Origin of the sequence: Hoylesella shahii (genome assembly GCF_937990675.1) — a bacterium.
Taxonomy (GTDB): Bacteria; Bacteroidota; Bacteroidia; order Bacteroidales; family Bacteroidaceae; genus Prevotella; species Prevotella shahii.
Map to the genome: position 1 here is coordinate 46,199 of NZ_CALKQY010000072.1, position 13,045 is coordinate 59,243.

The 13,045-nt window shown below is 43.2% G+C and carries 9 protein-coding genes and 1 tRNA gene; all 10 read left to right on the forward strand.

The genetic code is table 11. The annotated features are described in order from the left end of the window. Positions 1 to 156 precede the first annotated feature (156 nt). Entirely contained in the window at positions 157 to 1,872 is a 1,716-nt protein-coding gene (locus QME03_RS10330; protein ID WP_274947096.1) for a glutamine--tRNA ligase/YqeY domain fusion protein, read from the forward strand. Positions 1,873 to 2,017: 145 nt separating this feature from the next. After that, a complete protein-coding gene (locus tag QME03_RS10335; RefSeq protein WP_281724301.1) occupies positions 2,018 to 3,436 on the forward strand; it encodes a tetratricopeptide repeat protein in 1,419 nt (472 codons plus the stop codon). A 9-nt stretch (positions 3,437 to 3,445) separates the two neighbouring features. Then, entirely contained in the window at positions 3,446 to 4,129 is a 684-nt protein-coding gene (locus tag QME03_RS10340; protein ID WP_281724302.1) for a DedA family protein, read from the forward strand. Positions 4,130 to 4,157: 28 nt separating this feature from the next. Then, positions 4,158 to 4,844, forward strand: a complete 687-nt coding sequence (gene trmD / locus QME03_RS10345; RefSeq protein ID WP_281724303.1) for a tRNA (guanosine(37)-N1)-methyltransferase TrmD — start codon at positions 4,158 to 4,160, stop codon at positions 4,842 to 4,844. 136 nt (positions 4,845 to 4,980) lie between these two features. After that, entirely contained in the window at positions 4,981 to 6,318 is a 1,338-nt protein-coding gene (locus QME03_RS10350) for a DUF3078 domain-containing protein (RefSeq protein ID WP_281724304.1), read from the forward strand. Positions 6,319 to 6,330: 12 nt separating this feature from the next. Next, positions 6,331 to 7,929, forward strand: a complete 1,599-nt coding sequence (locus QME03_RS10355; protein WP_281724305.1) for a ComEC/Rec2 family competence protein — start codon at positions 6,331 to 6,333, stop codon at positions 7,927 to 7,929. Positions 7,930 to 7,954: 25 nt separating this feature from the next. Next, positions 7,955 to 8,695, forward strand: a complete 741-nt coding sequence (truA, locus tag QME03_RS10360) for a tRNA pseudouridine(38-40) synthase TruA (RefSeq protein WP_281724306.1) — start codon at positions 7,955 to 7,957, stop codon at positions 8,693 to 8,695. A 170-nt stretch (positions 8,696 to 8,865) separates the two neighbouring features. Then, the gene (locus QME03_RS10365; protein WP_281724307.1) at positions 8,866 to 9,789 is read left to right on the forward strand and encodes a DMT family transporter; all 924 of its coding nucleotides are present in this window, start codon (positions 8,866 to 8,868) and stop codon (positions 9,787 to 9,789) included. Positions 9,790 to 9,953: 164 nt separating this feature from the next. Then, a tRNA-His gene (locus QME03_RS10370) sits at positions 9,954 to 10,030 on the forward strand. A gap of 404 nt (positions 10,031 to 10,434) precedes the next feature. Next, entirely contained in the window at positions 10,435 to 11,994 is a 1,560-nt protein-coding gene (locus QME03_RS10375; protein ID WP_025815211.1) for a C10 family peptidase, read from the forward strand. Positions 11,995 to 13,045 lie beyond the last annotated feature (1,051 nt).

Consider the following 13,045-nt stretch of genomic DNA (forward strand, 5'->3'; position numbering starts at 1 on the left):
AAAGTTACACGATGAATTTCATTCGCGCAAACTTTTTATTATGTTAGAAAACATATTTTGACACATAGTGTTAAAAATGCAACAATAAAGCTAACATGAATTTTGATATTATGCTGCTTTATAGTATCTTTGCACTATAATATAATAATGTAGACAATGGCAGAAAGAATAGAAAACTCAAATGAGGAGAAAAAAAACCTGAGTTTTGTAGAACAAATCATTGAACAAGACCTGGCCGAAGGTAAGAATGGCGGGCGCATACAAACGCGTTTTCCCCCAGAACCTAACGGATACCTGCATATCGGCCATGCCAAAGCTATCTGCATGGACTTCGGAGCTGCTGAGAAATTCAACGGAACATGCAACCTTCGCTTCGATGACACCAACCCGAGTAAGGAGAAAGACGAATATGTGGAAAACATATTAAGCGACATTTCTTGGTTGGGTTTTAAATGGGAAAACATTTATTACGCTTCTGAATATTTCCAAAAGTTGTGGGATTTCGCCGTATGGATGATTAAAAACGGCCATGCCTACATCGACGAACAAACAAGTGAGCAAATTGCAGAACAAAAAGGAACACCCACTAAGGCTGGTACGGCATCACCATATAGGGATAGACCCATGGAAGAAAGTCTTTCCTTGTTTGAGAAAATGAACCTACCCGAAACGCCAGAGGGTTCGATGGTTCTGCGAGCAAAGCTTGATATGGCTAACCCCAACATGCATTTCCGCGACCCCATCATGTATCGCATCATCCATACTCCTCACCATCGCACAGGAACACAATGGAATGCGTATCCAATGTACGACTTTGCACACGGACAAAGCGACTACTTTGAAGGTGTAACCCACTCTATCTGTACGCTTGAATTTGTGCCCCATCGTCCATTGTACGATAAATTTATCGATTTCTTAAAAGAGATGAACGGCGAGGAAGACAAAATGAACGACTTCCGCCCACGACAAATAGAGTTCAACCGACTAAACCTCACCAACACCGTAATGAGCAAACGTAAGTTGCACACGCTGGTAGACGAGGGTTTAGTGGCTGGTTGGGACGACCCACGCATGCCCACACTATGCGGTATGCGCCGTAGAGGATATTCGCCCGAGAGCATTCGCATGTTCATCGACTCAATTGGTTACACCAAGTTTGATGCCCTTAACGACATGGCTTTGCTTGAAGCAGCTGTACGCGACGACCTCAACAAACGCGCTTGTCGTGTAACTGCTGTAGTTAATCCCGTGAAACTGGTGATTACAAACTATCCCGAAGGCCAAACAGAAGAGATGGAAACGGTGAACAATCCCGAAAACCCTGCCGACGGAAATCACAACATCACCTTCTCGAAGTACCTCTGGATGGAACGCGAAGACTTTATGGAAGATGCGCCAAAGAAGTTCTTCAGAATGACACCTGGACAGGAAGTGCGACTCAAAAGCGCATATATCGTGAAGTGTACTGGTTGCACCAAAGATGCTGAAGGCAACATTGTGGAAATTCAAGCCGAATACGACCCACAAAGTAAAAGTGGTATGGAAGGCGCCAACCGCAAGGTGAAAGGCACGCTTCACTGGCTATCGGCCGACCATTGCACAAAAGCCGAAGTGCGCGTTTACGACCGTCTGTTTGACGTAGAGAACCCATCGGCCGATGAAAGAGACTTTAGGGAACTGCTTAACAAAGAGTCGAAAAAGGTGTTCACCAATTGCTTTGTGGAAAATTATGCCGCAAACAAAAAGCCTGGCGAATACTTGCAGTTCCAACGTATTGGCTACTTCATGGCCGATAACGACTCGTCTGCCCAACATCCTGTGTTTAATAAGACCGTTGGTTTGAAAGACACGTGGGCTAAGCAAAACAAGTAAGTTAGGGCAAACACTACAATCGCACTCCTTAATGCATCGCACACACGGGCAAGGGCTATCGGCAGACTTGTGCTGAATGCCCCTGCCTCGCACCTTAACATGAGGGACGAACCCCGTTCGCCCCTCTTGATTGTTTTTAATCAAAATGACAAACGACAGTTATTTTAGTAATGAGGAGTTTCAAGAGATACTCCAACGCTATGAAGAAGCCCAACAGAAGGGGTTAGCTACCTACTTCGACTCGGACGCACTCGCAGACATTGCCGAATACTACTATGAAGAGGGGCGCGCAAACGATGCCGTTGATGCCGCCCTTAAAGGCGTAGAGATGTTCCCAGGGGCAATGGCGCCTTTAGTGTTTATGGGCAGATACCAACTGTTGAAACAAAACAATCCCGAGAAAGCTAAATGGTATCTGGAACAAGTGGACAACCAAGAGGAACCTGAATGCATTTACCTGCAAGCTGAAATAATGCTCGTTGAAAACAAACAAGACGAAGCCGACAGTTTTTTGCGCCAACAACTGGAATGGCAAGAAGATGACGACCGAGACAACTTTATATTAGATGTGACCGACCTTTACCTTGACTACGACCTTATTGACAGCGCACAGCAATGGCTGTCGATGGCCGAAAACAAGCAAACAACCGACTATCAAGAGGTGAAAGGACGAATAGCTATGGGCAAGGGCGAATATCAACAGGGTGAAGAGATATTTAAAAAACTGGTAGATGAAAACCCCTTTGCCTCGCCTTACTGGAATCAACTGGCCTCATCTCAGTTTCTAAGCAATCGCATTCGCGATTCTATCGAGAGCAGTGAATACTCAATCGCCATCAACCCCGATGACGAAGAAGCGCTGCTTAACAAGGCTAATGGTATGTTCAGCTTAGGCGAATATGAGGAAGCACTCACCTATTATCACCGATTTAATAACTTGCATCGCGATGATGAAACTGGAGATGTGCTCATAGGTATCACCCTTATCAACCTGGATCGTCCCGAAGAGGCACTCGTGCACCTTAAAAAAGCCGAAGAGAAGGCCGTAGAGGGGTCGGTGAACTTAGCAGAAATTTACCAAGAAATGGCCTTTGCACTCTCAAGATTAGGCAGAGTGAAAGAGGCCCTAACCCATGTAGATAAGGCTATTGCCACCGAAATAGGCAACAAAGACGAACTAACAGTGCTTAAAGGGCATATTGAACTGGAAAACGGTAACCCTTTTGCAGCACAAGAATTCTTCTTGGAGGCTGTCCGAGATTCTAATTCGCCGTCTAATGTATATTTCAGAATTGCAGTATCTGTTTACGACAACGGATATATGCAGCTAGCTTATAAGATGTTCCACACACTTTTCCAATCGGCACCAACCGACTGGAAAGATGGATATTCGCACATGGCGCTGTGCTGTAAGCTGATAAATAAAAAAGACGAATACTTACACTACCTGAAAAAGGCCTGTAAGCTAAACCCTATAGAAGCCAAAAACGTACTAGGTGAGTATTTTCCCAAAGGCCTCGAACCCGAGAATTATTATAATTACATTATAAAAAATAAAAGTTAAGATAAAGAAATGAGTTGGTTATTACCCCTGCTAAACAACCTCAATTATTGGACGGTGCTGTTATTGATGTTTATCGAAGGCTCCGTTATCCCGGCACCCTCAGAACTTATTGTGCCACCTGCTGCCTACCGCGCAGCAGCTGGCGACCTGAATATTGTACTTGTTGTACTTGTTGCAACCATAGGCGCAGTGCTCGGTTCTACGGCTAATTATTTCGCAGCCTATTACCTTGGTCGCCCCGTTATATACCGCTTTGCCAATAGCAAACTGGGACATCTATGCTTGCTAAACCAAGAAAAGATTGAGAAAGCAGAAAAATACTTCTACGACCACGGTGTTATCGCCACACTCACAGGCCGACTCCTACCTGGCATACGACAGATTATTTCCATCCCTGCTGGTCTTTCAAAGATGAAATTCTGGAAATTCATCCTATATACCACCATCGGTGCAGGTGCTTGGAACACTGTTTTGGCTGCCTTGGGATGGTATCTACACTCGTTCGTACCCAAAGATGAGCTCTACACCATGATTGAAGAGTATAACAGTCAAATACAAATGGTTGTTATTGGTGTCCTGGGTGTGGCTGCAATTGTTGGTATAATTTGGTGGCAGATGCGCAAAAGAAAGAAGCACAAAGCTAACCCACATTCTGCCACAGAAGGCAAAACAGCTAACGAAGACAAACAATAAAGAATAACAAACGAAAAGATTTCCAACTGTGAGAATAGATATTATCACCGTGTTGCCCGAGATGATAGAGGGCTTCGTAAACGAATCTATCTTGGCGAGAGCGCAAAAAAAGAATCTCGCTGAAATACATTTGCATAATCTTCGCGACTATTCTACCGACAAATGGAGGCGCGTAGACGACTATCCCTATGGGGGATTTGCTGGCATGGTGATGCAATGCGAACCCATTGACCGATGTATTTCGGCACTAAAAGCACAACGACACTACGACGAAGTGATATTCACATCGCCCGACGGACAACAGTTCGACCAACACGTAGCCAACGAATTGTCGCTCAAAGGCAACATTATCATCCTTTGCGGACACTATAAAGGGGTTGACCAACGTGTTCGCGATCACCTTATCACACGCGAAGTATCTGTAGGCGACTATGTACTCACTGGGGGAGAGTTGGCTGCTGCCGTGATGGCAGATGCCATTGTTAGGCTCATCCCTGGCGTTATTAGTGACGAACAAAGTGCTTTTTCGGATTGTTTCCAAGACGATCTTCTTTCAGCTCCTATCTACACGCGCCCCGCAAACTACAAAGGCTGGGAAGTTCCTCCCATATTGCTTAGTGGTAACGAAGCCAAAATAAAGGCTTGGGAGATGGAAAAAGCCTTGGAAAGAACCAAACAGCTTCGCCCCGACCTATTAGAAGGAAAAGGTGAATAAAGGCATTGACCAATGCAAGACTTGCCACTAAAGCTGCTCGCAACAAACAAGAACTAAACAAATAACAACAAAAAAAGATGTAAAACAAAATGCAAAACGTAGAAAAATAACTACCTTTGCACATAAAATAGTTGTAATGAGACACGTATTAACTATCCTTGTATTATCAACTCTTGGTGTTGTTACGCTGCATGCGCAACAAGCACACAACGCTGCACGTAACGAAAAAGCCAGCAACAGCTATGCTGTGCTAAGAAATTATGAAGACTCACTCAGCCTTCTATATAATAAGGTGTACCAGCAAAACGATGTTAGCGCCCTGTCTACCGATTTTGTAGAGACCGTTCTACCCTATCAAAGTTTTAGGCTTTTCTCGCCACTAACGTTCTACGGAGGCATCGCCAAAGGCATATTCGACCTGCCTAGCAATGCCCCCGATAATCAATTGCAAACGCAAGGAGCTAATTATCTTGGCCCTAAGTTTACAGATACAGCACTTTTGGGTGTTTATCTAAAAAGACCCGAACTGGTTTTGAACCGGGAAACAGAACTGCAGACCATCGCACCTGAAGCAAAAACCACACCTGTGGTTATCAAGTCGAATGCTGGTTTGGCCGAAAAAGCTACACAAGTACCAGTTGATCCCGAAAGTGGACCTATCAAAGTGGTGATTACAAAGCCCAATTTCTGGACCTTTAAAGGCGACTACTACCTGCAATTTCTGCAAAACTACGTTTCAGGAAACTGGTATAAGGGTGGTGAAAGCAACTATTCAATGGTGGGAGCTGTAACCATTCAGCTGAACTATAACAACAAACAAAAGCTGAAATTAGACAATAAGCTAGAACTAAAACTTGGCTTCATCACTACACCCAGCGACTCATTACACAGTCTTAAATCGTCTGAAGACCTTATCAGATACACCAGTAAGTTAGGTCTTCAAGCCTCAAAGCGATGGTACTACACCTTGCAGTTGGTGGCCTACACACAATTCTTGCGCGGTTATAAAAACAATAGCAGCATGGTATCGTCTGATTTCATGTCGCCTTTCAACTCAAACCTCTCGCTCGGTATGGACTATAACGTAGATTGGTTGAAAGGAAAACTCAAGGGTTCGATACACCTCGCACCAATTGCCTATAACTTCCGCTACGTTAACAGGCTCGCTTTGTCGCCTCGTTATGGCTTGGATGCAAACAAACATACCCTTCACGACCTAGGTTCTGAATTTACTGTAGACCTAATGTGGAAGATAGCCGAGCCCATTAGTTGGCAAACACGTCTCTATGGATACACCACTTACCGCAGGGCTGAAGTGGAATGGGAAAATACTTTCACCTTCCAGTTCAACAAGTTTATCAGTTCTAAACTGTTTATCTACCCACGCTTCGACGATGGCTCGGCCCGAGACAGCAAGCACGGTTATCTGCAATTGCGCGAATTTATTTCTGTAGGCTTCTCCTATACAATGTAAAACAGACGTGACATGACACGTCCCAATGGCGTCATCCAACTCTATCCGCTGGTGCGCATCGCTTTGATGCTCATCTTAGGGATAATGTTGGCCGACGCCATTCCTTTTTTATCCAATCCCAATAACAGCGTTACATTGCTCTTAGGCACAACTGCCGTTGCCGTCATTGCCATTCGCCATGCGAATTTCTCTAGCATTTCCATCCTCACTGCCACAACATTTTTAGGCGCATGGCTCATGGCAATACAAAAAACAGACAGCCAATTGTGCCCCACCAACCAAAACATCACTTACAAAGCTATCGTTACCGACACCCCCGTGCAACATGGAAAGGTGCTGAAATGTAACCTCCTAGTAATAGATGTTGCCGAAACAAACAATACGCAAGCACCTTTTCTGGTGCGCGCCTCAATACTTAAAGATTCGATAACTCAACGCTGGAAGACACTAACAACAGGTTCGGCAATCGAGGTTCAATCGGTTCTAAATAACGACTTTGAGCTTTTCTCTTCTTCAAAATTCAACTTCGCGCGTTGGATGCAGGCACATCAAATCCAAGCAACAACCTTTATTTACTATACCGACTGGCAAGACTCGCAATTATCTAACACCGAAATAAACCGCATACCCACGATAACAAAATTGCGTTTGCAACTTTTACAAGTCCGAAAAAGCCTGCTAAATCAAACTTGGCAACAAAAACTTACCACCGACAACCAGGCTTTAGTGGCCTCTATTGCACTAGGCGATAAATCGAACCTTACCTACACCCAACGCGAGGCGTACAGCAAAGCAGGCGTTTCGCACGTTTTGGCCCTGTCGGGATTGCACCTCGGCATCATCTACAGCGTGCTTTCTTTCGTCTTTTCCACTCTTTTATATCGCTTTGTGCGCCGAGATTGGGCAGAGTTCATCGCCCAAACCGTTATAGTAGCCACCCTTTGGGCCTATATTTTCCTTGTTGCCCTTCCCCCAGGTGCTGTCCGCTCAGCTCTAATGCTCACACTCTATGCCTTTGTTTCGCTGCTACATCGCGACCGGCTTTCGGCCAATACACTTGCGTTTGCTTGCATAGTAATGCTGATAGCCAACCCTTCATCACTGTGGGATGTAAGTTTCCAACTGTCGTTTCTAGCTGTCTTATCCATCATTGTGCTATATCCACCCTTGTGTTCACTCTACAAAGGCAGCTCACGTTGGGCCTATTTCCTACGTCCTATTTGGAATCTTACCTGCGTTTCAGTGGCAGCACAGGTGGGTACAATGCCACTCATAGCCTATTATTTTGGACGCTTCTCGTGCTATTTCCTATTATCCAATCTGCTTATTCTTCCGCTAATAACACTTTTACTATATGCCACGCTAGCCTCGTTCTTTGTTCAAGGCGCCCCTTTTATTTGCAACTTGCTAACCTACACTATGCAATGGCTGGCAACAACAGTGCAAAAGTTGGTGGAATACATATCATCACTACCCCACTCCGCAATCGACGCCCCGCAAATCAATCTCATTCAAACCTATTTGGCTTATGTGCTTATCGCATTTCTCTATATCTTAGGCCTATATATACGCAAGTGGCTAAGAATTAGGCAGCAAATTAGACAGCTATAACCACTTTTTTTGTACCTTTGTATGGATGAAACAAAGATACTTCATATATTTTTCGTACGATGGAACTGCCTATCACGGCTGGCAAATACAACCTAACGCCACCTCTGTTCAGGCCGAAATGCAGCGTGCCATGTCGCTCTTGCTACGCCATCCTATAGAACTTGTTGGGGCTGGTCGCACAGATACTGGTGTTCATGCACGCACGATGGTTGCGCATTTCGACGACGAACAACTTATTGACACCATCCAACTGGCCTACAAACTCAATAGGGTGTTGCCATTCGACATCACTGTTGCAAGGATAGAACCTGTAGATGCCGACATGCATGCACGCTTCAGTGCCACCAAACGCACTTATCATTATTACATACATCTTGATCGCGACCCCTTTTGCAGAGCCTATTCGTATGCCCTACACCAAGCACCCGACTTCCATTTAATGAACGAGGCAGCCCAATTATTGCTATCGCACAAAGACTTTGGAGCCTTTTGCAAAAGTCACTCGGATGCAAAAACCACCTTTTGTGACATGTACGAAGCCAACTGGATTAAACTATCCGACACTAAATGGTATTTCCGTATCTCGGCCAATAGATTTCTTCGCAACATGGTTCGTGCCATTGTTGGCACACTGTTAGACGTGGGATGGCATAAAATTAGTATATCCCAGTTTGTTGAAATTCTTCATTCTAAGTCGCGTCAACAAGCAGGCGAATCAGTTCCTGGCCATGCTCTGTTTCTCGAAGACGTACAATATAAATTGTAGCTCGTGAGTTCGTTAACATTGCTGTCTATGAGTTATTGTATTTACGAACTTGCTTACTCGTGAATTGGCAAACTAGTAAAAGCTTAAACTTATTTGCTAAATAACCTCAAGACTTAAAAAACAATATACTCAAAAAACGCAGCAATTTCCTAATAACACAACAATTCCACATGCTTTGGTTAGTCTTAGCTTTTCTCTCAGCCACATTTCTAGGCTTCTACGATGTTTTTAAAAAACTCTCGCTAAAAGAAAACGCCGTACTCCCCGTATTGTTTCTCAACACCTTTATATCGACTCTCATTTTTGCTCCCTTCATTCTTAGCAGCTATTTGGGCTGGCTTTCTCCCACCAGTATATTCTATGTTCCCCCCACCACACTGTCAACCCAGGGGTATATTTTACTCAAAAGTATGCTTGTGCTATCCTCTTGGATATTTGGATATATAGGAATGAAGCATCTCCCGTTAACAATCGTTGGACCAATAAACGCCACACGCCCCGTATTGGTACTTATTGGCGCCATGCTTGTTTATGGCGAACAGCTCAACGCCTTACAGTGGTTGGGCGTGGCATTAGCCATCTGCTCGTTTTTCCTTTTAAGTAGAAGCGGAAAGAAAGAAGGTATCGACTTTAAACACAACAAATGGATATATGCCATAGCACTGGCTGCACTGCTAGGGGCATGCAGCGGACTATACGACAAGTATCTTATGGCACCTGTTGAACAAGGCGGATTAGGACAAGACAAGATGGCTGTGCAAAGTTGGTACAACTTATACCAGTGCTTGTTGATGGCCATAGTTACGATCGTGTTATGGTTTCCAAAGCGCAATACCACCCAACCCTTTCAATGGCGATGGACTATCGTGATGATAAGCGTGTTTCTATGTGCAGCCGACTTTGCTTACTTCTATGCCCTAAGCAAACCCGAAGCCATGATTTCCATTGTCTCTATGGTGCGACGAGGTAGCGTGCTAGTGTCATTTTTGTTTGGCGCATTCATCTTTCAAGAAAAAAATCTCAAACACAAAGCACTTGATTTGGCCCTTGTGCTCTTAGGTATGATTTGCCTATATTTCGGCACCAAAGGGTAGATTAATGCGCGCTTTCCAGCCATCCTTTCGCAAAATTCAAGTAGTAAACTGCCTATGTACCCAATAAAAATTGGGCAAAAACGAAAAAAAACGAACCTAACATTTGGTATATCCAAATTAATGTTATACCTTTGCAAACGATTTCAGAAAAGAAGTCACAAATGGTGGCTATAGTTCAGTTGGTTAGAGCGTCAGATTGTGGTTCTGGATGTCGTCGGTTCGAACCCGACTAGCCACCCCACCAACACAAACGTTCCTTCTCATAATGAGAAGGAACGTTTTTATTTATACACTATCAGCCCTTCTATTGCATACCCTTTTCAAGCCTCACGCCCTCTTTCAAAATGAAAGAACAAATACCTATAATACTTACAATTATTATAACCGCCTGAAGAGCAGTACTGAATAATGTCACAATAACAACGAAAAAACTAACACTTTAGAAACACAAAACAATAACAAAAAAGAAAAATAACAATATTTTTGTCTTTTTCTTTGCATGATAAATATTTTTACATATCTTTGCAACACCTAATATAGCTAAAGGTAAACACCCCATGGAATACGCAAAGCACAGACCCTGCAAACCATGAACACCATTTAGGGGTATAAAACCTTGATAATAACTTTTTTGTACCAAGCAACATGAAAAATATTAACATTCGTAAGGCGTATTGCCTCTTTACGTTTTTGGCCCTGACAGCTACCACAAAAGCCACTCAGGTGAGCCAACAGGATGCGTTCGACGTTGCAAGAAAGTATTTTGCAAAGCCCGAACTGATAAACAGGAGCACCTTAAAACCAGAGGGAGACCCAACATTTTACATCTTCACCAATACTGGGCATAAGGGCTTTGTAATCGTTTCAGGAGAAAGCGACTTGCCTGCTATAATTGGATATGGTAGCAAGTTCACCCCCAACGAAACACGTCTGCCCGACTACTTCTATTCGCTGCTTCGACACTACGAACTAATGGTGAAGGCATATCGTTGCAATAGACTGGGCTTTCCTAAAGCTACGTTGAGTGTAAAGAAAGAAATTAGTCCGCTATTATCCTGCACATGGAACCAAGAAATGCCTTTCAAAACGCATACCCCTAAAGTGAAAAACACAAATATGCCCACTGGATGCGTGGCAACAGCGCTCTCGCAAATGATGTATCACAACAAATGGCCAGTTAAAAGACCAGCCGAATTTGTTAGCACCACTGGAACAAAGGCCCAAAAGAGCAACGAATATCTATGGGGTAAGATTAAAGACAACAGCACACAAATGGACGATGACGGCAAAGATGCTGTTGGTGTGCTGCTAAGCGATGTGGGAAAAGCTGTAAACATGAACTATTCTAGCATTGGAAGCATGTCGAACATGCAATGGGCTCTTGACGCATTGCGAAAGAAATTTGATTATTCGGTTAAGCACATCTACAAAGAGTACATGCCCAAAGGTATGTTCTACGACATGGTAGTAGACGAATTGGAAAATGGCTACCCCGTACTGATTGGCGAAAGCAGCCATTCGTTCTTGCTTGATGGTATTGACAAACAGGGATACATCCATGTTAACTGGGGATGGGCAGGCGAAAACGATGGATGGTTCGACCTCTTTACCATCTATACACCACTCGATGACGACGTGTTTGGAACAGACTATTTCGCCCTAGAAATGGAAGCTGTGCTGGCTCATCCCAAGACTGGCAACCATCAACAGTTTAAGATTATAAGGGAACTAGAGGCCGAGACCGTTGAACCTTTTAAATTTTTGCAAAACGAAGTGCCCAAGAACGCTCCCATCCAAGCCTGTCTCTCAAACATCGGTACATACAATGAGAGCAATGGCGAACTAGGTCTCTTCACCGGAAAAGTGGGACTTGCCGTATACAACAAGAAAGGAAAATTAATGAAAGTGATTGAATTTAAAGACCCTGCTTTGCAGTGGACCAGTATGTTTGTCACCAAAGACCTAAGATTTAACAACATCATCCTCTCAGAACTTCCGAACGGAACATACACCATAATGCCTGTTTCTAATGAATTGGTGGCCAAACCCGACAAATTTTCTGGCTGGCAACCCATCGCCTATAGCAATACACAAACATTGGTTATATCCAAAAACAAAGTAAGCGTTGAACGTACCGACTGGAACGATAACAACACGGTTTATTATTTGAACGCTAGCAACAACGTAAACACAAAAAGAAAATAGCTAACACTTACAAAGCATTACGTCTTCAAGCTGATAAGAGGGTTATGCAAACACACCTACAACAAACTGTTTGCATACCCTCATCAGCAAGTTTCAATGTTTCTATGCTTAATCTTTTTACACTAAAGCAGTGAAACTCCATGCTTTGGTAGAATTGTTAATGCTTGTACCTAACTAAAATGCTAGATAACATTGACAATAACCCCTCCCCTTATCGCATCCTTTATCTCTCAACAATTTGCGCTTGACCGCTTGTGTACCACAACTCCATTCCTCCTCATGTTGTCAATCCCCAAGTGTTTAGCTAGTCTACACACTTGTTATTTTACCTTTTCGTTATCTTCATTCTGTCAATTTAGTAAATATTATTTACAAAACACACTCTTCTCAACACCTTCTTCTAGACAAAAACACGCCCAAAAACCGAGAAAAAAGTGTCAAAGAGCATGTTTCTAAAGGCGTTTCTAAAAATAAACTGCACCATTGTTTGCAATCTCATATAACATTGCAATTCTATTTCTAGAAAAACAACTCTCCATTTGCACCCTCAACAGCATAAAAAAGACGAAAAAATCACCCCCGCATACGCAACATATGCAGAAAATTTCTGCCTAATTTGTATCAAAACACCTTGCGTTTTGCACCTAAACACACTGCGTTTTGCAGCAAAACGCACTGCTATTTGCAGCAAAACGCACTTCAATATGCTGCAAATTACACAATTTTACCTATAATTTATGTTCCAAATCCTATATATAATGGCTCAAATAAGCAATTTAACGGCAAATAGCATAAAAGAAATATAAAACAGCCAGATGAGTATTTGACTAACGTATAAACCGTATAAATATCCTAGTAACAACCCTTTAAAGTATGTATTTTAGTCCAAAACACCATAATCACCAAGAAATCAGCCTGTTACAAACTTAAAAAATACGGGCATAAATTCACCCTATGGCCAGATTTTTTACGGAGACGGCACTCACAATGTTAAAATTCAGTAGAAATCTTTTACATTTAAAGAAGAAACGTTCTGGTAGAGAAGAAGCAA